The organism is Thermovenabulum sp. (assembly GCF_049723235.1).
Classification (GTDB): Bacteria; Bacillota; Thermosediminibacteria; order Thermosediminibacterales; family Thermosediminibacteraceae; genus Thermovenabulum.
The window spans coordinates 1-22,930 of sequence record NZ_JBNARB010000028.1 but is presented as its reverse complement, the minus strand read 5'-3'; the positions used below and the strand labels follow the sequence as shown (position 1 = coordinate 22,930).

Below are 22,930 nucleotides of genomic sequence, written 5' to 3'. Positions count from 1 at the left end.
ATGTAGCCGGGGTTATTGGTACCGCTATAGTTGCAGGTGTGTTGCTTTCCCTTTACGGATAATTTTAATTTGTTGAGAAATAGTTTGGGCGTTAAAACGCCTTTTTTTTATAGAATTAAACTGAAAAAAGATAAAAAAATAAAAACAATTTGAGAAAAAAATTTATAACTGGGAAAAATAAAAAAGAAAAACTTTATGGGAGGATGGGAAATGAACTTTGACATAAGGGACCTTGTTATGAAAAATCTTGCCGGCAGTACAAAAGAGGAAGTAGAGGGCTATATAAGAGAAACAATAGAAGAAAAGGAAGATGATGCCCTTCCTGGAATGGGTGTATTATTTGAGGTAGTCTGGAAAAAATCCACCGAGGATGAGAAAAACAAAATGATGGATAAAATAATGAGCGAGATAAATAAAAAATAATTTAGCTCCTTTTTAGGAGCTTTTTTTATATTTGGAAGGAATTAAGGGTGTTACTATAGAATAAAAAATAAAAATATTCATTTACGTGAAGAATATTTAATTTTAGGTGAATTGTGATATGAAGAGTATAACATTAATAACCAAAGGTAAAAACACTTGTGAAGCATTAGAGCGTCAGTTAAAGGATTTAGTAGGAGATAAAGTTAATATAAAAAGTTTTTATATTGATGGAAATATAAAGTATGACATTACGGATAATTTAATTGTAATTTCAAGTAACACAATTTATAATGAGGCAAAAAAATATATAAATAACAAATGCCCTATTATTATAGCGCGAAGGTCTTTAAATTATCATGAAATAGATAAGTTACTCGAAATTCCTGAAGGAACCGATGTTCTTTTGGTTAATGATCTATTGGAAACTACATTAGAAACAATCTCTTTATTAAAGGCATTGGGTATAGATCATATAAACTATTTTCCTTATTATCCAGAGATAAAGGAATATCCAAAGCTAAAGATAGCGATAACACCTGGCGAATTAGAGCTAATACCGGATTGCGTGGAAAAAGTAATAGATATAAAGACCCGAAATATAGACTTTACTACCCTTGTAGAAATTTTGAAGGCTCTTGAACTACTGGACGAAAAAGCAAATCTCCTTTCGGCAAGATATATTAAAGAAATAATCGATCTGATAAAAAGAATAAAACATATGGCTGATTTGAACAGCAATATGAAAAAACAGCTTCAAACAATCATAAATACCGTTCATGATGGAATCATAGCATTAGATGAGCAAGAAAATTTGACAGTATTTAATCCTATTGCAGAAGAAATATTTGGTGTTTGCAGTGAAGAAATGATTAATAAAAATTTAAAAAATACATCGGATGGAAGAGAAATTCTCTCAGTGCTTAAAGGTGATTATGCCGGTGGAGAAAAATTTGTTAAAATAAACGATAAATATATAGTCATAAACTGTTCGGAGATAAAAGAAAATCATAAATCAATTGGCACTGTATATACATTAAAGGATGTAACCGAAATACAACGTCTTGAAGAAGAACTCCGCAGGAAACTGCGCAGTCATGAATACTTTGCTCGCTATACTTTTGACAATATAGCTGGGGTTAGTGACATTATTAAAGAAACTAAGGAACTGGCAAAGAAGATAGCTAAATCTTCTTCTCCTATATTGATTCAAGGGGAAAGCGGAACAGGCAAAGAGCTTTTTGCCCAAGCAATTCATAATGCATCTCCTAGGAGAAGGGGACCATTTGTAGCTGTGAATTTTGCAGCATTACCAGAAAGCTTATTGGAAAGCGAACTTTTCGGATATGAAGAAGGAGCCTTTACTGGTGCAAAAAAAGGCGGAATGCCTGGTCTTTTTGAACAAGCTCATGGTGGGACTATTTTTTTAGACGAAATAGGAGATGCTCCTTTATCTTTTCAGGTAAGACTTTTAAGGGTGTTGCAAGAAAAACAGATCCGCCGCATAGGTAGTTCCAAGGTAATTCCTATAGATGTAAGGGTGATTTCTGCGACTAATAAAGATTTAAAAAAGCTGATAGAAAATGGTGAATTCAGGGAAGACCTTTATTATAGATTGAATGTCCTGCCATTACGACTTCCTCCGTTAAGGGAAAGGAAACATGATATTTTAGAACTTGCTGAAATATTTTACAATGATTTTTTTAAAGGAAAACCTTTAATAAAAGCAAAAGATTACTTTGAGAAAATAAAAAATGTGTTTTTAAAATATGACTGGCCGGGTAATATCCGGGAGCTTCAAAATGTGGTTGAGTATTTAGTAAATGTCTCTCCAGATAAGATTCCTGATTGTTCAATTTTACCTGAGGAATTGCAAATAATGGAAGAACAATGGTTTGAATTTGTTGAGGATAGAAAAAAGGACGATGATGCAATAAAAATATTACAGGAGATTGCCTGTGCTAATAAAGAAGGTCGGCCAATAGGTCGTAGATCTCTTTCAAGAAAAACTGGGATACCAGAGAGCAGAGTTAGAAAAATAATAAATGAGATGATAGAAAATGGTTTAATTAAAGTAAACAGAGGGGTCAAAGGCATAGAAATACTTTCAAAAGGTATTGCACAAATAAAGTCTATTACATTTAATTAAACATTAGAAGTCTGTTTTAATAGTATTAAAAAGGGATAAAAGGGATTAAAAGGGTGAAAAAGGGAGAAATCTAATCTTCCCTTTTTTATTTTTTAAAATAGGTTTTTATTTTAAAGATAGAAAAAATCTAGAAAAAATCTAAAGTTAAATTTAATATTGATAAATAACTAACCTGGCACAAATATTGCAAAATAGTTTTTATTGAAAAATAATTAATTAATAATTGGGGGGATGAGAATGAATCAAAAAAACAAAAGGCAACCTTCCTTAGGTATTTCACTTTTACCAATTATTTTTGCTATCGTTCTTTTGGTCTACGGAGTTGGAATCCTCCGGGCAAATGCAGCCATCATGCTTCTATTAATTTCCATGTTTGTAACATTTATTAGCGTATTTTATCTTGGTTATTCGTGGGAAGAATTATTAAACAATGGCATCAGGCCTACTATTGACAGAGCAATGGGAGCAATTCTTATATTGATGATGGTGGGACCACTGGTAGGTGCCTGGCTAATTTCTGGGACAATACCCTATTTTATTTATCTAGGTCTTCAAATTTTGAGCCCCAAGACGTTTCTTGTTTCAGCTACTATACTTTGCTCAATATCTTCAATTATGACTGGAACATCCTGGGGAACTGCGGCAACTTTGGGGGTTGCTCTAATGGGAGTAGCCTATGGCTTAGGAATACCACTCGGTGTTGCAGCAGGAGCTATAGTGGTTGGCTCTTATCTTGGGGATAAATTGAGCCCCATTTCGGATACTACTATTTTAGCAGCAGCAACTGCGGAAGTGGATATTTTTGATCATATTAAATCTATGTTATGGACAACTTTACCAGCTTTTATTATATCTCTATTAATTTATCAGATTTTTAGCTTTAAAATATCTGGAGATATTGATTATACAAAAATAAATCAATTACTTGACGGGATAGCCGCAACATTTAAGCTAAATCCGTTACTTTTGCTACCGCCGATTGTAGTATTTTATTTATCGTATAAAAAAGTTCCGAGCATACCTGCATTGTGGATTGGTACTGTAATTGCTATGGTATTAGCGTTAACGGTCCAGGGTGCCAGTTTTAAAGAAGTAATTACTGCAATGTATAGCGGAGGCAATTTTAAAACACCCATTCCTGAGTTAGATAAACTTTTAAACCGTGGCGGAATAACAAGTATGGTATCTTCTATAGCAACAGTTTTTATGGCATATATATTTGCAGGTGAAATGGAGTATACAGGAATGCTTGGGAAAATCCTTGATTCAATAAAAGATTCCTTCATAAAAGGGAAAGTAGGAAATCTTATACTGTCTACTTCGTTAACAGGTATTATTACAGGTCTTGTTACTGGCAATTCATATCTCAGCATAATTGTTCCTGGAAGAATATACCAACCTGTTTTTAAAGAATACAAAATAAAGTTAAATGTTCTTTCCAGAACTACTGAAGATTCGGGAACTGTAGTAGTTCCTCTGATACCTTGGAGTGCTGCAGGGGTTTATATGACAGCAACCTTAGGAGTACCAACGCAATCTTATGCTCCATGGGCAATAATGTGCTATCTTGGATTTATTATTGCATGGATTTACGGCTATACTGGTAAGGCCATATGGAAAGAACAAAATTAAGCGGAGGTGCATCAATTGTTTAAAATTTTAAAAGGTGGGAGCATTTATTCACCGGAGGAAATGGGAAAAAAAGACATATTAATTGCTGGAGATAAAATAGCAAATATTGCCGAAAAGATTTCTTCGTGTGAATGCCTGGGAAAAGTCGAGGTAATAGATGTAGAAGGTAAATACGTGGTGCCGGGATTTATCGACCAGCACGTTCATATTATTGGCGGAGGTGGGGAGGGTGGTTATGCTACAAGGACTCCAGAAGTGATGCTGACCGACCTTACCTGTGCCGGTATTACTACCGTAGTTGGATGTTTGGGAACTGATGGGACGACAAGGCACATGACTTCTCTACTTGCCAAAGCAAGAGGTTTAGAAATCGAGGGAATTACCACATATATTTATACCGGCTGTTATCAGCTGCCCACCCGAACTATTACCGGCAGTGTAAGAGATGACATTGTGTTAATAGATAAAATAATTGGTGCCGGGGAAATAGCAATATCTGATCACCGATCTTCCCAGCCTACTAAGGAAGAACTTAAAAGACTTGCTGCAGAAGCAAGGGTAGGGGGAATGCTCAGCGGAAAGGCGGGAATAGTACACCTGCATGTAGGAGATGGTAGAGAAAAGCTAAGAATGATTTACGAAATAATTGAAGAAACTGAATTACCCATAACCCAGTTTACACCTACTCATATAAATAGAAATTTTGACCTTTTGGAAGATGGGATTCGTTTTGCGAAAATGGGTGGAATTATTGATATAACGTCCAGCTCAGGACCTGCGCGCAAAGAAGAAAAATCCATTAAACCTTCAAAAGCTATTAAATACTGCATCGAAAAGGGAGTTTCAATAGAAAATATTACCATGAGTTCTGATGGTAACGGAAGTTTGCCCGTATTCGATGAAAAAGGCAACTTTAAAGGTCTTTCGGTTGCAAAACCCTATTCTCTTTATAAAGAATTTAAAGACCTTGTCCTTGAAGAAGGTATCTCCCTTGTTAATGCATTAAAAGTAATTACTAAAAACCCTGCAAAGTCTCTTAGATTATTTCCCCAAAAAGGGACACTGAAGATAGGAAGTGATGCGGACATAGTAGTATTAGATGACAATTTAAATATTGAATTTGTATTTGCAAAAGGAAAGTGTATGATTAAAGAAAAAGAAATAATTATTAGAGGATCTTTTGAATAATCTTAAAAGCCTCTATGACTTCCATCATAGAGGCTTTTTAAAATAAGGTTCATAAGGTTCTGATTTAAAGGATTAAAAACCTTGTTATCCATGAAATCTTGATAATAAAATAACAGATTTAAAATTTGAATTTGCAAAAATATATTAATAACAGGAAGGATATTTTCAATTTTTGTAGTATTTAATACAATATAGAATTTTATTATTTATTTTTTACTGACTGGACCACCCAGTAACCTAATTATTATTAGCCGGAGGTGAAATTAATGAAAATTGTAAAAACAAAACCCGAACTCTGCACCGGATGCGGTGCCTGTATGCTTGCCTGTTCAAAAACCCTTCATAAGGTAGAGGATGCGAAAAAATCTGCGATTAAAGTAGTAGAAAAAAAGGATGCAGCGGGCAATTTTGACATTATTGTATGCAATCACTGCGGAGAATGTGTTCCCGTATGCAATACCGAAGCCCTGTATTTTGCCCCTAATGGAGCAGTAAGAATCGATCCAAAAAAATGTGTGGGCTGCTACATGTGCGTGGGCTTTTGCCCTACAATGGCAATGACCGTACATCCGGAAATAAACGAGCCAATAAAATGCATTGCCTGCGGGGCGTGTGTAAAAGCATGTCCTACCGGGGCAATTTACATGGAAGAAAAATAAGGATAAAGGGGGGTCTTTTATGACCGCAAATGTTAAGGAATTAAGAAATGCTCATAAATTGCTTGCAAAATTGGAGTATCAGCCTTTTAAGGTAGATAAAGGTTATACCAATCATTCTCTTTATGTGAATCTCAACGAAAAAACCTTTCAGATTAAACCCGTTACGGAGCAAATGAAGGAAATATTCATAGGAGGAAGAGGCTTTGGGCTTTGGTATTTGTGGAATGCGGTAAAAAGCACCACAAAATGGAATGACCCTGAAAACGAGATAATTATTTCTTCAGGGCCTATCGGCGGGATCACTCAGTATCCCGGAGCAGGAAAATCTGCGGTAGTTACTCTTTCACCTTTGACAGGCTGTCCCATAGACTGCAATGTAGGAGGATACTTCGGCCCGCTATTGAAATTTTCCGGATTTGATGCCCTTGAAATTCAGGGCAAAGCCGAGAAGGATGTAATAATTTTTATAGATGGCAATAAAGGGCTTGTTACAATCGAAGAAGTTCCCGATAATTTCGACTATTACGATACTCATCAATTAGCTGAAATTTATACTGAAATGTTTGCCGATGACGAATTTGATAAAAGAAATGTTTCCGTAGTATCATCCGGGCGCGGTGCAGAAAATACTTTAATAGGGATGCTTAATTTCTCCTTCTATGATGTAAAAAGAAAGGCTGTTCGTATAAAACAAGCCGGAAGAGGCGGAACGGGTACCGTTTTCAGAGATAAAAAGATTCGTGCTATAATAGTAAAATACAAAGGTGTAACGAGCGATTCCAACGCACCTGCAGATAAACAGAAATTGATAAATGCAGGGCTCAGGCTCCATCGCGAGATTTACGAACTGGATAAGGTGCAAAACAGGATGAGAGAAGTGGGTACCGCTCACCTTGTGGAAGTAATGAACGACTACGATCTTTTGCCTGTAATGAACTGCCAGTACGGATCCCATCCCGATGCGGTAAAATTGAGCTCCGATGTATTTAAAGAAAAATTCTTCACCCAGGGTATGCCTGACGGATGCTGGTACGGTTGCTCAATGGCATGTGCCAAGGCTGTAGATAATTTTGAATTGAAGACCGGACCGTATAAAGGTCAAAAAGTAGTGGTGGATGCCGCAGAATATGAGACTATAGCAGGAGTAGGATCCGACTGTGGAATTTTTGATCCCGAATACGTGGTTGAGGCAAACTTCTACTGCGATACCTATGGAATAGACACGATTTCCTTTGGAAATATTATTGCCTTTGCTATGGAATGCTATGAGAGAGGTATTATAAATAAAGAAGTAACCGGTGGGCTGGAGTTAAAATTTGGCAACAAGGATGCGGCATTGGAAGTGCTTCATCAAATGGCAAGGGGAGAAGGTTTTGGTAAGATAGCCGGAATGGGCGTAAAAAGGATGAGGGAATATTTCGTAGAAAAGCTTGGAGCGGATCCTAAATTTTTGAGGGATATTAGCCTTGAATGTAAAGGATTGGAATACTCGCATTACGTAAGCAAAGAATCTCTGGCACAACAGGGCGGTTACGCTTTGACAAATAAGGGACCGCAGCACGATGAAGCGTGGCTAATATTTATGGATATGGTCAACAAGCAGATTCCGACGTTCGAAGATAAAGCTGAAGCTCTGCACTACTTCCCGCTCTTCAGGACCTGGTTCTCACTAAATGGACTTTGCAAATTGCCCTGGAACGATATTGAACCCGAAGACAACGCCTATCAGCCCGAACCCAATAAGGTGCCAGAACACGTAAGAAACTACGTAGAAATTTTTAACGGTGTTACCGGAAAGAATATTACGAAAGAAGATATAATAAAACAGTCGGAGAAGGTATATAATTTCCAGAGGATTTTCAACCTGAAGATGGGATACGGCACGAGAGAATACGATATGCCACCGTACCGCTCCATGGGTCCCGTTACCATTGAAGAATACGAATCTCGAAAGGAAAGGTACGACAAGCAGCTCAAGGATTTGGGCTATGATATAGAAGGAAAGACTACGGAAGAAAAACTTAAAATGCTCAGAGAATACAGAGAAAGCCAGTATCAAAAGCTGGTGGATGCGGTTTACAAGAGGCGCGGCTGGACAAAGAATGGAGTTCCAACTATAGAAAAGGTAAAGGAACTGGGTATTGATTTTCCGGAAGTAATTGAACTTATAAGCAAATATCAGGATTAAAAAAGACGAAATATGCCTTTAAAAAACAGGAGGTACCGCAGCATGATATGGGTTAATAAAGAAGAAATGGAATTCGAAGAAGGTATGACGGTAGAGGATGTTCTTAAAAAGAAAAAGTACACCTATAGATTAATAACGGTTATAATAAACGGAGAGGTTATACCGCGAGACCAGTATTCTGTTCGTAAAATTAAAGATGGGGACAAAATCGATGTCATTCATATAATGAGTGGTGGATGATGATTAGGGGGCACTTGCCCCCTGAATTTATCATGGAAAGGAGGCTCGGGGATGAAAGCCGATGCATCTTCCTGGTTTAAATTTTACGCTAAAGAGCAGGGTGGTGTAATGCATATAAAAAAGCACATCAACATCCGGGGGTGATGAAACGCTTTTTATGCCCCGTCAAGTTTGACGGGTAAACCGGAAGACATTGAAAATTACATTGAAGTGAGAATAGATGATGATATACTCGTTTATATTAATAAAGAAATTATGGAAAAATTTAAAGGAGAAAAAGAATTAAAATTTATTGTTCCTGAATACGGCTGGCAGCATCTAACTTTCTTAGAAGAATAGTTATGGTAATATAAAATTTTTTAAGCAGTTATTGATAAACTGCTTTTTTTTTAAAAGTTTTTTGAAAAGGAAAAACTGAAAAAAGGTAAAAATAAATGTGTGAAGGTGGTGTTTAATGAAGGAGGAAAAAAAGAATTTAAGAAGGAAAATATATAAGTTAATAGCAGAACATGCAAAAAAATTGGACAATCTTCAAAATGTATACGAAGCGGTCTTAGATTCCTTAGGTGGAGAGTTGAGCAGGGAAGAAGCAGAAGCAAGGGTAAGGGCTGCTCTGGGAACTTTTGAAAAAGGCCCTATACCGGAAGAGGTAGATTTCCCCTTTATTTCAATAATTGAAAAGGCCTGCAAATACGATAGCGAAGAATGTAGATGTAAAGATGCCTGTGAAGGCGGAGCAATTATCCAAAGGGGAAAAAATAAGCCCGTTATAGATTTAGAAAAATGCCTGACCTGCGGACTTTGTGTTGTAGCCTGCCCGGAAGGAGCCGTAATGGATAAAACTGAAATAGCTCAAACGATCAATCTTATAAAAAAATCAAAAAGGGTCTATGCAGTTCTTGCTCCTGCTTTTGCCGGACAATTTGGAAATAACGTTTCTGAAGAAAAAGTAAAAACAGCTCTTTTAATGCTTGGGTTTTACGATGTTATAGAGGTTGCTCTCGGAGCTGACATGATAACGGTAAAAGAAGCCAAGGAATTTATAAAAAGAATGAACAGGAAAGACGATTTTATGATTACTTCCTGCTGCTGTCCCCCTTTTGTAAGGCTTGCTAAGGGCTATCACGTGAAAATCGAGGGGCTTGTCTCTGATTCGGTTTCACCGATGATTGCAATTGGAAGATTCATTAAAGCGGAGGATGAAAGCGCAAAAGTGGTATTCATAGGGCCATGCATCGCTAAAAAAAGTGAGGCAAAACTTCCAGAGCTTAAAGACGCTGTAGATTGTGTTTTAACTTTTGAAGAACTTTCAGCTATATTTGAAGGCTATAAAATAAATCTTGAAGATATAAAGGTGGTTACACCTATAAATGAAGCTTCGTCAAGTGGTAGAAAATATGCTTTTACTGGAGGAGTAACCGAGGCTATTTTTAAGAGTGTGAGAGCCCTTGAAGAAAAAATAAATTTTAAAGCTGTACATGGCAACGGGCTAAAAGAATGTAAGGAAATACTGGAAAAACTAAAAGATGGTAAAATTGATGCAAATTTTATTGAGGGAATGGCTTGTGTTGGGGGATGTGTTGGAGGACCCGGTACAATTGTTGATAAGGAAGAAGCGAAAAAAAGAGTTTTAGAATTTGCCCAAAAAGGCGAGATGGATGAAGCAATAAATAACCGGGCAGCCAATATACTATACGAAAAACATAAAGATAAAGTAAAACTTGAATCGCATGTAATGTAAAAAAAATTACTTTATTGTGGTTGACAGATTAATATATCATAAGTATAATAAATACTGTCAATTGAATTTATAAAAAACTGCAGGGATGGTGGAACTGGCAGACACGCTACTTTGAGGGGGTAGTGGAGATTCCTCCGTGTGGGTTCAAATCCCACTCCCTGCACCAGAAAAGACACGGTTTCCGGTTAAAAGGAGGCCGTTTTTTTATTTTATTGATATTCTTCAAATACTCTCAAAATCTTGTAAAATTATAGTATTTTATTAAAAAATCTGGTAAAATATTATTCGACATTTTTTTATAAATTTGGAAGGGCGGGTGATTTTTTTTGAATTTTAACTCGGTAAAATTCAGAATTAATATTTTACCTCTAATTGTTATATTTATTTTGATTCTTGCTATCAGCCTTTCTGCAGGTCAGATAATTAAGACGCGGATGATTTCCCAAATGGAAAACGATGGTTATAATTTGGCAAATCAGATAGCGGAACAGATTCAAAGCAATGCCCGGTCGATGGAGATAATAAACGGCAATGTGGAAGGAAAAATAAAGGATGTGGCAAGTTTAATTATTAATAATAAGAAATCCATAAATAATCAATACTTAGAGAACATAGCCCAATCTTTAAACGTGGATGAAATTAACGTCGCGGACAGTACAGGCAAAATTATATATTCCAACTTGAAAGAAAATATTGGATATGTCTACGATGAAAAACATGCCGCTCAAAAGCTTCTAAAAGGTGAAGTCAATGAATTAATGGAAGAAATAAGAAAAAGTACTGTAAATGACAATTATTATAAATACGGTTATGTAAAAACCCCCGAGGGAGGTTTTATACAGATCGGGTTACTTGCAACAAATGTACAGAAGCTCTTTGAGGATATAAGTTACCAAAAGATTATTGATACCATCGCCACAAAAAAAGGTGTAGTTTATGCCTTTATTATGGACAATCGAGCCAAGGTTTTAGCCAGCAGCGATAAGGAAGAAATAGGGCAGGTGCTAACCGATACGGGCAGTCAGACTGCCGCAGTAAAAGGAATTCCCTATGCCTCTACATATTTTGATGAAAAAACTAAAAAAACCGTATATGATGTCCTGGTACCCCTATTTGTAAACGGAAAGCACATAGGAGCGGTAGATATCGGGCTTTCTATGGATGAGGTGAATGCTACAGTAAAAAATACCCTTATTTTAATCGTTTTGATTGGACTGGCCGGTTTTGTAACTGTAGGAATTATACTGCATATTATGTCCAGCAGGGTTGTACAGGCTGTGCATCTTACAGCAAAGCATATAGAAAATATATCGGAAGGAGATTTTACCTTAGAACTACCCGAAAAATATTTAAAAATGAAAGACGAATTTGGTAAGATAATGATAGCTTTGAAAAAAGTAAAAGAAAATTTTCGCACCATTACGTTAAATCTTCGGGAAAGCTCAAATACGCTTTTCAGTAATGCTGAAAACCTGAGCGCCGCATCTCAGGAAATGGCTGCATCCACCGGAGAGGTTGCAAAGACGATACAGGAAGTGGCAAACGGTGCATCCCAGCAAGCGCAGGATATGGAAGAAGTGGTAGGGAGCCTTGAAAATATATCCAAAAATATGGGAAGGCTTTCCGATTTGGTAAAAAGCATAAGGGAATCTTCTAAAGCAGCCGAAGAAAAGGCTACTAATGGGAAAGATTCTTTAAAAGCTTTGTACGGTGCTTTCGATGAAATAAGAACTTCCTTTACGGATGTTTTGAACAAAATAAGTAACCTCACTCAATCCCTTTTGCAGATTTCCGAAATTAATGAAGTAATTACAGGAATTTCTCAGCAGACAAACCTTCTTGCTCTTAATGCAGCCATTGAAGCGGCAAGAGCCGGGGAGGTCGGCAGGGGATTTGCCGTGGTGGCTTCCGAAATTAGAAAGCTTGCTGAGGAGTCTAAGGTATCTTCGGATAGAATTAAGAAATTGATAGATACTATTAAAGGAGAAACCGGTGAGGTATATGCAACTACTGAAAACACCGGGAAAATGGTTACCCAGCAGCTTTCTGTGGCGGATCATGTGGTAAAATCCTTGGACGAAATAATAGACAGCGTAAATAACATTATTCCTTTGATAGATAGTGCCTACTTAGCAATGGACGAGGTCATGAAGATGAAGGATGAGGTTTTAAACAAAGCTGAAAATGTAAGTTCGGTGATTCAAGAAACATCTGCATCGGCAGAGGAAATTTCAGCTTCTGCCCAGGAATTGAGTGCATCTACAGAAGAAATTGCGGCTTCGGCACAAACGCTGACTACTATTGCAAAGGAGATTTCGGAAAGTATGCAAAGGTTTAAAGTATAAATAAAGGGAAAATAGGGGGACCTTTAAAAAGGTTCTCCTAAATTTTTTCGGATGGTGTTAAAGGTGAATATGCAGGAAATAAAAAACGAAATAATTAATTTTTCAAGATTGATCGGCTTTGATCTTATCGGTTTTGCAAAAGCTGACCCCTTTATAAATGAGTACAACTTTTTAAAAGAAAGAAAACAAAGAGGCCTTATATCGCCTTTTGAAGAAACGGATTTAGAAAAAAGGTGCTTCCCCGATGAGATTATGAAAGGTGCAAAAACTATAATTGTCTTTGCATTAAATTACCTGAACCACTACAATTCCACAATTCGGTTTACAAAAGAATATATTGAGGAAAAAAAGAATGAAGGAATCTTTTCTAAGTACGCTTGCATCGTGGATTATCATATAATTATTAAGGACAAGTTAATTAAAATTGCCAAATTTATTAAGGATAGATTTAATGCCGATTCAAGGTTTTTTGTGGATTCGGGCGCAATTTTAGAACGGGCCGCAGCGCAAAGAGCGGGGATAGGGTATATAGGCGCTAACACGTGCCTTTTTACAAAGGAGTATGGTTCTTATGTTTTTTTAGGAGAAATTATTACAAATATTGACCTTCCGGAGGATGAACCTGTTGAAAGTTTGTGCAATGGATGCGGAAAGTGTATTTTTGCTTGTCCTACCGGTGCTTTGTACGAACCTTTTAAGCTGAATCCTTTTAAATGTTTGTCTTATCTTACGCAGTCAAAAAAAGCGATTACCGATAAAAAGATGATTAAATCCTTTGCTAACAGGCTTTTTGGTTGTGACACCTGCCAGGATGTTTGCCCAAATAATCAATTAAGTAATATTTTAATTAAAAACCATCGGGATTTTTTATTGGATTATAAACTGCCGGTAGATCCTTTTTACATTTTTAAAATGGGGAAAAAGGAATATAAGGAACATTTTGGGAGTACCCCCATCGAATGGAGGGGAAAGAATATTTTAAGAAGAAATGCCCTTATAGCAATATCAAATGCCGGAGAATTAGATAAATTGAATAAAGATGTCGTTTTAAAAGATTCTTCAGAGATAGTAAGGGAACAGGCAAAGGTGCTGTTAATTTAAAAAGGGAGCAGAAACATCTGCTCCCTTTTTACTGAACTTTATACCAGCCTTTTTTGTTCATTAAATCAAAAATCATCTTGGCATGATTTTGCTCATCGTCCTGAATTTGCTTCAAGGTATTCCTTAAAGCTTCATTGGCACATTCCATAATTGCAGTATCATACATTCCGGATACATGTTTTTCAGTCATTAAAAGGTCCTGAAGAATATCCTTATCGCTGGCAAATCCAGTGGTTTGTCCCTGGTTTTGCATTGAAATATCCCTCCATAATTTTAATTTTATTTATAAATTTTTATTGCTGGGGTACCTGAAGACCGGCTTGCTGGAATAAATTAACAATGGTGTCTACATGCTGCTGCTCGCGATTGGCGATATTTCTTAAAAGAGCAGATACTTCCGGGTCCCGAACTTGATTTGCAAAATTGGTGTACTTTGTGACGCACAGTCTTTCCTGGCCTAAGGCATCCTGAAGGTACATTTTTTCTTTTTGGGTAAACTGCATTTTAACACCTCCAATATAAATTTTCGTTACTATTTTTTCTATTAACAGCCATTGATATACTGGAAAAAAATTCTTCAAATCTTGACAAAATATAAAGCATGGATTATTCTTTTTGTGAACTATTCAATTTTTTGAATTTTAGGGGTATTGTTATGGATATTAAATATAAATTATGGTTTGAGAAAGATGGCAAATTGGTGCTGGGTGATGGTTTATATAATTTACTGATATTAATAAATAATTACGGTTCTATAAATCAAGCTGCCATAGCCTCCAATATGTCTTACAGACAGGCATGGGGGAAAATAAAAAAAGCTGAAGAAAGGCTTGGATATAAGCTGCTTTTAAGGAAAAAAGGAGGAGAGTACGGCGGTGGCGCCGTGCTTACAAAGGAAGGGCTGGAGTTAATAAAAATTTATGAGGAAATATTAAAAAGAATGGATAATTTATTAGAGGAGTTTAAAAATATTTTTAAAGAGGTGTAAAAATGAGGAAAGAAGTGTATCTTGACAACAGTGCTACGACTAAAGTATTGAAGGAAGTGGCGGAGGAGGTCTACAAAGCCATGCTGGAGGATTATGGAAATCCCTCCTCCTTACATAACAAAGGACTTACGGCGGAAAGGACTTTGAGGGAGGCAAGAAGGGTAATCTCAAAATTTTTAGGAGTAGAGGAAAAGGAAATATATTTTACTTCAGGCGGTACGGAATCTAATAACATTGCCATTAAAGGGGCGGCAAAAACAAAAAACAGGAAAGGCAAGCATATAATTACTACTTGTGTAGAGCATCCTTCGGTTCTGGAGGTATGCGGTGAACTGGAAAAAGAAGGCTTTAAGGTTACCTATCTTCCGGTAGGAGAAGATGGAATAGTACGGGTCTCGGATGTCATCAATGCAGTAAAAGAAGATACGGTGCTTATTAGTGTTATGCATGTGAACAATGAAGTGGGGAGTATCCAACCTGTAGAAGAAATAGCAGAAATTATTAAAGACAGGGAAATAGTTTTCCACGTGGACGCCGTTCAATCCTTTGGTAAAATAAATTTACCTTTGGGGCTAAAGGGTATTAGTCTTTTATCCTTAAGTGCTCATAAAGTGTATGGACCAAAGGGTGTGGGAGCTTTATTCAAAAGGGAGGATTTAAAAATCGAACCACTGGTAAATGGAGGAGGGCAGGAGAGAGGATTAAGATCAGGTACCGAAAATGTCCCGGGAATAAGGGGATTTTGCAAAGCGGTGGAAATATTGGAAAAGAATTTTAGTATATGGACAAAAATAATGAAAAACGGGAAGGAAAGATTAAAAAGAGGGATAATAGATTTAATTGAGGATGTAGTTATTAATACTCCTGCCGAGAAAAGTGCACCTCATATTTTAAACGTTTCCTTCCTGGGGGTAAAAGCTGAAGTGCTTCTTCATGCTTTAGAAAACCACGGTATATTTGTTTCCACCGGTTCAGCTTGTTCATCCCATAAGAAGATTAAAAGCCATGTCCTTGTAGCGATGGGTAAGAAAGAAGAGGAAGTGGAAAGCGCTGTTCGATTCAGCCTTAGCCCTTTTATAACCGAAGATGATATTGATTACACCCTGGAGATATTAAAAACTCAGGTAAAAGAATTGAGAAAGTTTAAACGGAGGTAGCTTTATGGAGAATACATTTTTAATAAGTTTTGGAGAACTGGGATTAAAAGGAGAAAATCGTCCCTATTTTGAAAGGATTCTGGTACAAAATATAAAAGAAGCATTAAAGAATTTTGAGAAGGTAGAAGTAAAAAGAACCCACGGAAGAATATATGTAAATGCTGTCGGCGAACGGGAGGCTGTAATCAATAGATTAAAAAAAGTTTTTGGTATTGTTTCCATCAGCCCAGCCAAGTGCTGTTCGCTCGATATGGAAGAAATAAAAAAGGCTGCGGTGGAAGCGGTAAAAGAACTGGATTATAAAGGAAAGAGTTTTAAAGTAGAAACCAGAAGGCCCAACAAATCCTTTCCTTTTAAATCTCCGGAAATCAGTAAAATGGTAGGAGGTTATGTATTAAGAAACACCGAGGGCTTGAGAGTAGATGTTCACAATCCGGACATAGAAGTAGATGTGGAAATAAGAGAAAGAGCTTTTGTGTACTGTAAAAGAGAAAAAGGACCGGGGGGTCTTCCTCTCGGCTCAAATGGAAGAGCGGTGCTACTTTTATCCGGCGGGATTGACAGTCCGGTAGCGGGATACATGGTGATGAAGAGGGGAGTTAGAATTTTCCCGGTGTATTTCCACAGTTTTCCTTTTACCAGTGACAGGGCAAAGGAAAAGGTAATTGACCTTTGCAGGGTAATGGCCGAGTATTCCGGAAAGGTTCGGCTTTTTGTGGTTAATTTTACCGAAATATTAAAGGAGATAGCGGAAAAGGGGAAGGAAGAATATCTTACGATTCTTATGCGAAGGATGATGGTGAGAATAGCCCAGGGAATTGCCCAGAATTTAGGGGCCAAAGCGTTGATAACAGGAGAAAGTATAGGGCAGGTAGCAAGCCAGACGATGGAATCAATACTTTGCACCAACGAGGTTGCCGGGATACCTGTATTGAGGCCTTTAATAGGTTTCGATAAACAGGAAATAATTGAAATTGCCAGGAAGATAGGCACCTACGAAATATCTATAAGGCCTTACGAGGATTGCTGTACGGTTTTTGTTCCGGAGCATCCTGTAACAAGACCCAAACTGGATTCGGTAAAGAAAATAGAATCCGCTTTTGACTTAGAAGAAATGACAAAAAAAGGGGTAAAGGATGTGGAAATTATTGAAATAAGCCAATAGAAATGGAGATGACTTTATGAGAGTAGTTTTGGTAGGAATAAACGCAAAATACATCCATACAAATCTCGCTATCCGTAATTTAAAGGCTTATTTTGAAAAGAATTGTAAAGAAGAAGATATAAAAATTGATCTTCTGGAAGCTACAATAAATGATTTTTTAGATGATATACTGGAAAGGATAGTAGAATTTAATCCTTCGATTGTGGGATTTTCTTTATATATATGGAATTTTAATCAGGTATTGTATCTTGCGGAGAATCTAAAAAAAGTACTACCGGAAGTAATGGTAATTTTTGGGGGACCGGAAGCTTCGTATGATATTAAAGGATTGTTAAGTCGTGATTATGTCGATTTGATTGTAATTGGAGAAGGTGAAGATACCTTTTCTAAATTAATTGTTGCATTGAAAAAGGGAGAAAAAATTGAAGAATTAAAAGGAATAGCCTTTAAGGATGAAAAGGGTATTAAAATAAATAGAACCGAAGAGAATGTGGATATGAATTTAGTACCCATGTCCTATGAAGAAGAACTGGATTTTCAAAACAGAATTGTATACTACGAAACTTCCAGGGGTTGTCCTTTTAATTGCACCTTCTGTCTTTCGTCTCTTGAAAAGAACGTCAGGGTAGCGGATTTAAAAAAGGTAGAGGAAGACCTGCGCATATTAGCAGGCAAAAAAGCAAAAATAATTAAATTTGTTGACAGATCCTTCAATTACAATATAAAAAGGGCTATTGAAATTTTAGACATATTCAGAAGGATTGAAGGTGATACTGTATTTCACTGCGAACTTAATCCCGAACTTGTTTCACAGGAATTTGTAGATAGATTAAGTGGACTTGAAAACAGGTTACATTTTGAACTGGGGATTCAAACCACTACTACCGAAGCCCTGAAAGAAGTAAAAAGGACGAAAGATGTGGAGAAAGCTTTAAAAGGGGTAAAATTATTAAAAGAAAAAGGAGTCCCTGTGCATGTGGATCTAATTGCAGGACTCCCTTACGATACTTTTGAAAGTTTTAAAGAAGCTTTTAATAAGGTGTACAATTTGAAACCTGATGAACTGCAGCTGGGATTTTTGAAATTATTAAAAGGAACTGCAATAAGGGAAAGAGCTCAAAGTTACGGGATTGCTTTTAGATCCCAGCCTCCTTACGAGATATTGTATAATAAATGGATGAGTTATAAAGAGTTAACAATTTTAAAAGGAATTGCGAGACTTATTGACAAGTTTTATAACAGCCACAGGTTTGAAAATTCTCTAAGCTATTTTGAAAGAAATTTTGATACACCCTTCGATTTCTATCTTGAGCTGTACGGCTTTTTAAAAGAGGAGAATTTCTTTTTTAAGGAAAATTCTTTGGAATCGTTATACGAAAAACTGTATTTTTTTGCAGAAAAATTAAATTTAAATTTACCCTATATCAAGGAATTATTAAGATACGATTATTTGCTATTTGGCGGAAAAGGTAAGTTTCCTTCATATATAGACTATGATCAAGATCAAAAAGAGATAGCTAAAAATTTTTTAAAAAATAAAGATAGGCTTATAAAAATTTTTGAAAATAGATACACCCTGCAGGAGATAATGAAGCATATTAAAATTGGCTACTTTACTTTTGATGTCCCCTTTTTAGAAAAAAAAGAAAATATGGTATTGGTATTTGACGCTGAGGGGAAAAAAGAAATTTTAAAAATTTATATATAAAATTAATGATATATTATTTTTATGATCTGCCGAAAAGTGAAATGTAAGCTTTTTTAAAAAGCATTGCATGGCGTTCTTCGTCTTTAGCAAAATTAAGGAGCATTGAACTTATCCTGGGATCTTCAATTTTTTCAGCCTGTTCTCTGTACCTTCTTGCTGCAAAGGTTTCATCCTCAATATTTTTCAAAAGTAATTTTTTAAGGTCCATTTCGTAATTAACATATTTTGCATTGAAATAATTTAAATACCAGAATCTTGGATCAAAACCGGATTCCCAGATAGCGGTACCAAGACCTTCTAAATGCTCCATTTCGTCATAGGAGATTTTTTTTATTAAGTTTTTTATTTTTTTATTGTCTACTATAATCGTTTGGTAAGTGTATTGAAGGATAGCAGTAAGCTCGCTGCTTGGTCCGGCATAATCCTCATAAAGATATTTGACATAACCCTTGTTGATGTTTTCTGTTAATTGAAGAAATTCATTTTCATCATTAATGTTAAAGATTTCATTCATAATGATCCCTCCCTGTATTATATATTATTTAGGGAGGGAAAATAAGGTGATTATTATCCAAGAATTCTGCTCAACAAAAAGGCAGTTAAGAAACCGACCAGCAATCCTAAATTTTCCATGCCGTTTCCTATTATATTGGCTTTTGGAATCATGTCAGTGCTGGTCATAAATAAAATAGAACCACCTGTAAAAGCCATTATCATACCATGCCAGAGATTTCCCATATCCTTAAGTAAATAATAACCCAGTAGAGCACAAAATGGATCCAGGATAGCCAGTAAAAAACTCAAGACTAAAGCGGTTTTTTTTGTGAAATTTCCTTCACTTATCAATTCATAGTTGGAGGAAATCCCTTCGGGTATATTATGGAGGAAAATTGATAGTGCAAGGACAATTCCCAGCTTTCCCGTATTAGTAGCAAAGCCTATTCCCATACTTAAGCTTTCAGCCACATCATCCATGGTGGTACCGAGAATGATACCGGTGCCTTTTGCCACGTATTTTTCTAAAAGTTTTTCTATTGCGTAAAAAGTAAAACCTCCAAGAATAAATGCAATTGAGGTATAAATGGGACCGGACAACCCGTAGGCTTCATGCATTAAAGAATACGAAATTACCGCAAGAAGAACTCCGGAACCGAAGGTAAGTACAAAAGCAATTACCTTTTCCGGTATTTTTTTTGTCCCTATTATACCTCCTAAGATAACTGCAAAACCCGAAAGAGTGCTGTATAAAAAAATTTTAATAAAATTATCCATAACCCACCTCTAAAAGAAGGAATTATTCAATTAATGTGGAATATAATGTAGTAATCCCAGCGAAGCGAAGAAGGTGTTAATTGTAAAATAATCTCGGGGGGATCAAAATGCCTTATACCACATGCCCTTTTTGCAGTAAGGTATCTTACTCGGCAGCGAATTTAAAGGTATGGATTTGCCCTTATTGCGGTAAACAGGTGGAAGAAAAGGATGAAAGCGAAGAGCAGGGCGATAAAAAACAAGAGCAGGTTACATAACCTTGCTCTTTTTATTTTTACCATACTTGAGGTCTTTTATAGTTTTTATCGAATTTTAAGATGTATGAAGCCAAGTTGAAGGCATGGTCACCGATTCTTTCTAAATTGCTTATAACGTCTAAGAATATGACGCCAGAACTGGGATTGCAGGCGCCCTCATTTAGCCTCTTAATATGATTTTCCCTCAACAGCTTATCCATTTCATCGATATTGTCTTCTTCAATTACCACTTTATTTGCAAGTTTAATGTCATTGTTTAAAAAGGCATTTAATGCATTTTTCAAACTGTCTATAACGACACCGGACATTTCATTGAGTTCCTTTAATGCGGTATCCGTGAAGGGGAGGTGATTTTCATTTTTAAATTCTGCTAATTCCATAAGGTTTTCTGCGTGGTCACCAACCCTTTCCATATCGTTTACCGCATTAATCATATCTGCAATTAACCTTGATTCTTCAGAGGATAGTGGTTTTTGAGAAAGCATGGCCAAAAATCTGGTAGTTTCCCGGGCCAATTCGTTTATCACCGTTTCCTTTTCAATTACTTTTTTTACTTCCTTTTCGCTGTAATTAATAAATAATTTTATAGTATCAGCCACATTTTCCATGGCTAAGGTGCCCATTCGCGTTATCTCTTTTCTCACCTGGGAAAAGGCGATTGAAGGAGTTTCCAGGAGCCTGTCATCAATATATTTTACTCCATGCTCTACTATATCAGGCTTCCCGGGCAGCACAAAAGTTACGAGCTTTACGAGGTAAACGGAAAAAGGGAGTTGAATTATTGTATTAATGGTATTAAAAAGGGTATGGGCATTGGCTATTTGCCTTACGGGGTCCGAGGAGGTCATCAAAACAATTGTTTTATAAAGAGGTAAAATCGACATAAAAATAATTGTACCGATTATATTGAAAAAAAGATGAATAAGAGCCGCTCTTTTTGCCGTTATATTCGTTCCAATGCTTGCCAGCAGGGCAGTCACGCATGTACCTATGTTATCTCCGAAAAGTATGGGAAGTCCTATGGAAATATTTACGATGCCCTGACTGGCGAGAGCCTGCAGGATACCAATCGTAGCACTGCTGGATTGAATAATACCTGTGGTAAGTGCTCCCGCTATCACTCCGAGAATTGGAGTTTTACCGAACTGAGCCATAAAATCTACAAAGGATTTGGATTTAGCAAGGGGTTTTAAAGCTACCTCCATTGTCTGCATACCGTAAAATAAAAGACCAAATCCCAGTATGACCTGCCCAAGAAATTTTTGAGATTTATTTTTACCGAATAAGTTGAGGGCTGTCCCGATGCCTATGGCGGGAAGGGCAAGTTTGGTCAATTTAAAGGCTATAAGCTGGGCAGTCATGGTTGTACCTATATTTGCTCCCATTATAACACCCACTGCCTGATATAGGTCCATTATTCCGGCATTTACAAGGCCTACTACCATGACAGTAGTTGCACTGCTGGATTGGATTATTGCCGTTACCAGGGCACCTACTATAACTCCTAAAACTCTATTCCTTGTTAAAAGTTCCAGGATGTTTTTTAATCTGTTTCCTGCCGCCTTTTCTAATCCCTCACCCATTAATTTCATTCCGTAAATAAATAGCCCCAGCCCTCCGAATAAGGTAAAGACCTGTTCAAGACTCAAAAAGCATCCACTCCTATCTCAAATAAGTTCTAATTTATTACAAAAATATTATAACAAAAAAAAGGAATAAAGGCATTATATAAAACAAAAAAAGGGATTTTAAAAACCCCTTCTAAATTTAAATAATCTGACCTTTTTTGAATAATGTAATTTTGGAAGCCCTATAATTTTAATGTTTTCCTTAATAAATTCAAAAAAAGAGGCTATTAAAAAGCAAAGGCTGGCACCGATAATAATACTGAATATGACAGAATTACCGTGATTTAAAGCTAATTCCAAATTTATTCCCAGGGTAGCGGGAATCCCTATTATATTTCTATATTTTGCTAATATGTCAGTAAAATAGGGTATCCAGGACAAAAATCCCCATATAATTCCAAGGAAAAGACCTTTCTTTTGTGTTTTGGACAACACGGCCTTTCACCTCCATAAATACATGCTTAATAAAATAAATATTCAAAAATGTTTTATCTTATTCGACAAATAAATCATATTTTATAAATACCTGGAATAAAGATGTAATAAAATTGGAGGTGAAGGTGCAATGGGAACCAAAAGAAAAAGATTATTGGTGCTAATTTATATCCTGATAATTGCCCTTTTGTTCTACTCCTTCTATTTTTCGGATTATGATAAGACATTGAGGGTTTTTTCTTTTTTAGATAGGCAACTTCCAATTTATCGGGTGGATACCCAGGAGAAGAAAATAGCCATTTCCTTTGATGCTGCCTGGGGGGCGGATAAAACTTTGGAGATTTTAGAGATATTAGACAAATATAAAATAAAAACCACCTTTTTCCTTGTAAAAATGTGGATGGATAAATACCCGGAAATGACCAAACTTATTGCATCTAAGGGGCATGAAATAGGGAATCATTCTGCTACTCACCCTCATATGGGAAAGCTCTCAAAAGATGAAGTGGTAAAAGAAATTCAAACTACGCATCTAAGGATAAAGGAGTTAACCGGGCAGGATTGCAAAGTTTTCAGGCCACCCTTTGGGGATTATAGTGATACATTAATAAAAACAGCTCAGGAACTTGGGTATTATGTGATTCAATGGGATGTGGA

23 protein-coding genes and 1 tRNA gene are annotated in these 22,930 nt (G+C 36.4%); 18 read left to right on the top strand and 6 right to left on the bottom strand.

Features of this window, described 5'->3' with window-relative positions; genetic code table 11:
- Window positions 1-210: 210 nt before the first annotated feature.
- The 12 genes from sspI to queG all read left to right on the top strand — a co-directional run bounded on the left by sspI (window position 211) and on the right by queG (window position 13,663).
- A complete protein-coding gene (gene sspI, locus ACPLOV_RS10940; RefSeq protein WP_424909159.1) occupies window positions 211-423 on the top strand; it encodes a small acid-soluble spore protein SspI in 213 nt (70 codons plus the stop codon).
- Between the two features lie 106 nt (window positions 424-529).
- A complete protein-coding gene (locus tag ACPLOV_RS10935; protein WP_424911155.1) occupies window positions 530-2,569 on the top strand; it encodes a sigma 54-interacting transcriptional regulator in 2,040 nt (679 codons plus the stop codon).
- A 231-nt stretch (window positions 2,570-2,800) separates the two neighbouring features.
- Entirely contained in the window at window positions 2,801-4,201 is a 1,401-nt protein-coding gene (nhaC, locus tag ACPLOV_RS10930) for a Na+/H+ antiporter NhaC (protein WP_424911154.1), read from the top strand.
- A 15-nt stretch (window positions 4,202-4,216) separates the two neighbouring features.
- A complete protein-coding gene (gene iadA, locus ACPLOV_RS10925; RefSeq protein ID WP_424911153.1) occupies window positions 4,217-5,389 on the top strand; it encodes a beta-aspartyl-peptidase in 1,173 nt (390 codons plus the stop codon).
- 266 nt (window positions 5,390-5,655) lie between these two features.
- On the top strand, window positions 5,656-6,048 hold the full coding sequence (locus tag ACPLOV_RS10920) for a 4Fe-4S binding protein (RefSeq protein WP_424909157.1): 393 nt from the start codon (window positions 5,656-5,658) through the stop codon (window positions 6,046-6,048).
- 19 nt (window positions 6,049-6,067) lie between these two features.
- Window positions 6,068-8,236, top strand: coding sequence for an aldehyde ferredoxin oxidoreductase family protein (locus tag ACPLOV_RS10915; RefSeq protein ID WP_424909156.1), 2,169 nt, complete (start codon window positions 6,068-6,070; stop codon window positions 8,234-8,236).
- A gap of 42 nt (window positions 8,237-8,278) precedes the next feature.
- A complete protein-coding gene (gene thiS, locus ACPLOV_RS10910) occupies window positions 8,279-8,476 on the top strand; it encodes a sulfur carrier protein ThiS (protein ID WP_424909155.1) in 198 nt (65 codons plus the stop codon).
- Window positions 8,477-8,647: 171 nt separating this feature from the next.
- Window positions 8,648-8,815 (top strand): hypothetical protein, encoded by a 168-nt coding sequence (locus ACPLOV_RS10905; protein WP_424909154.1) that lies wholly within the window; start codon window positions 8,648-8,650, stop codon window positions 8,813-8,815.
- 115 nt (window positions 8,816-8,930) lie between these two features.
- Window positions 8,931-10,217: a [Fe-Fe] hydrogenase large subunit C-terminal domain-containing protein gene (locus ACPLOV_RS10900; RefSeq protein WP_424911152.1), complete on the top strand. Its 1,287-nt coding sequence runs from the start codon at window positions 8,931-8,933 to the stop codon at window positions 10,215-10,217.
- 79 nt (window positions 10,218-10,296) lie between these two features.
- A tRNA-Leu gene (locus ACPLOV_RS10895) sits at window positions 10,297-10,383 on the top strand.
- A 160-nt stretch (window positions 10,384-10,543) separates the two neighbouring features.
- Entirely contained in the window at window positions 10,544-12,562 is a 2,019-nt protein-coding gene (locus tag ACPLOV_RS10890; RefSeq protein WP_424909152.1) for a methyl-accepting chemotaxis protein, read from the top strand.
- 69 nt (window positions 12,563-12,631) lie between these two features.
- On the top strand, window positions 12,632-13,663 hold the full coding sequence (gene queG, locus ACPLOV_RS10885) for a tRNA epoxyqueuosine(34) reductase QueG (RefSeq protein ID WP_424909160.1): 1,032 nt from the start codon (window positions 12,632-12,634) through the stop codon (window positions 13,661-13,663).
- A gap of 28 nt (window positions 13,664-13,691) precedes the next feature.
- Here queG and ACPLOV_RS10880 read toward each other — a convergent pair whose 3' ends face one another.
- Together ACPLOV_RS10880 and ACPLOV_RS10875 are read right to left on the bottom strand one after the other, a co-directional pair.
- Window positions 13,692-13,916 (bottom strand): spore coat protein, encoded by a 225-nt coding sequence (locus tag ACPLOV_RS10880; protein ID WP_424909151.1) that lies wholly within the window; start codon window positions 13,914-13,916, stop codon window positions 13,692-13,694.
- A 40-nt stretch (window positions 13,917-13,956) separates the two neighbouring features.
- Window positions 13,957-14,166 carry a spore coat protein gene (locus ACPLOV_RS10875; protein WP_424909150.1) on the bottom strand — a complete coding sequence of 70 codons (210 nt, stop codon included), beginning with the start codon at window positions 14,164-14,166 and terminating at the stop codon, window positions 13,957-13,959.
- A 152-nt stretch (window positions 14,167-14,318) separates the two neighbouring features.
- On the opposite strand from ACPLOV_RS10875, the gene ACPLOV_RS10870 reads away from it, so the two are divergent.
- Genes ACPLOV_RS10870 through ACPLOV_RS10855 form a run of 4 tightly spaced genes read left to right on the top strand, consistent with a single transcriptional unit; the run spans window position 14,319 to window position 18,681 of the window.
- Window positions 14,319-14,651, top strand: coding sequence for a winged helix-turn-helix domain-containing protein (locus ACPLOV_RS10870; RefSeq protein WP_424909149.1), 333 nt, complete (start codon window positions 14,319-14,321; stop codon window positions 14,649-14,651).
- Between the two features lie 2 nt (window positions 14,652-14,653).
- Window positions 14,654-15,808 (top strand): cysteine desulfurase family protein, encoded by a 1,155-nt coding sequence (locus ACPLOV_RS10865; protein WP_424911151.1) that lies wholly within the window; start codon window positions 14,654-14,656, stop codon window positions 15,806-15,808.
- 4 nt (window positions 15,809-15,812) lie between these two features.
- Complete coding sequence (thiI, locus tag ACPLOV_RS10860; RefSeq protein WP_424909147.1) at window positions 15,813-16,973, top strand: tRNA uracil 4-sulfurtransferase ThiI; 1,161 nt, start codon at window positions 15,813-15,815, stop codon at window positions 16,971-16,973.
- A 16-nt stretch (window positions 16,974-16,989) separates the two neighbouring features.
- Entirely contained in the window at window positions 16,990-18,681 is a 1,692-nt protein-coding gene (locus tag ACPLOV_RS10855) for a B12-binding domain-containing radical SAM protein (RefSeq protein WP_424911150.1), read from the top strand.
- 19 nt (window positions 18,682-18,700) lie between these two features.
- Here the strand turns inward: ACPLOV_RS10855 and ACPLOV_RS10850 are convergent, their stop codons facing one another.
- Complete coding sequence (locus ACPLOV_RS10850) at window positions 18,701-19,195, bottom strand: ferritin family protein (protein WP_424909145.1); 495 nt, start codon at window positions 19,193-19,195, stop codon at window positions 18,701-18,703.
- Between the two features lie 53 nt (window positions 19,196-19,248).
- Window positions 19,249-19,953, bottom strand: a complete 705-nt coding sequence (locus ACPLOV_RS10845; protein WP_424909144.1) for a ZIP family metal transporter — start codon at window positions 19,951-19,953, stop codon at window positions 19,249-19,251.
- A gap of 107 nt (window positions 19,954-20,060) precedes the next feature.
- On the opposite strand from ACPLOV_RS10845, the gene ACPLOV_RS10840 reads away from it, so the two are divergent.
- The gene (locus tag ACPLOV_RS10840; protein WP_424909143.1) at window positions 20,061-20,210 is read left to right on the top strand and encodes a hypothetical protein; all 150 of its coding nucleotides are present in this window, start codon (window positions 20,061-20,063) and stop codon (window positions 20,208-20,210) included.
- A gap of 17 nt (window positions 20,211-20,227) precedes the next feature.
- Here the strand turns inward: ACPLOV_RS10840 and ACPLOV_RS10835 are convergent, their stop codons facing one another.
- Window positions 20,228-21,859, bottom strand: coding sequence for a Na/Pi cotransporter family protein (locus ACPLOV_RS10835; protein ID WP_424909142.1), 1,632 nt, complete (start codon window positions 21,857-21,859; stop codon window positions 20,228-20,230).
- A 99-nt stretch (window positions 21,860-21,958) separates the two neighbouring features.
- Window positions 21,959-22,273, bottom strand: a complete 315-nt coding sequence (locus ACPLOV_RS10830; RefSeq protein WP_424911149.1) for a hypothetical protein — start codon at window positions 22,271-22,273, stop codon at window positions 21,959-21,961.
- Between the two features lie 130 nt (window positions 22,274-22,403).
- Here ACPLOV_RS10830 and ACPLOV_RS10825 point away from each other — a divergent pair.
- Window positions 22,404-22,930 (top strand): polysaccharide deacetylase family protein (locus tag ACPLOV_RS10825; protein ID WP_424911148.1); only part of this gene is annotated, 527 nt, incomplete at its 3' end.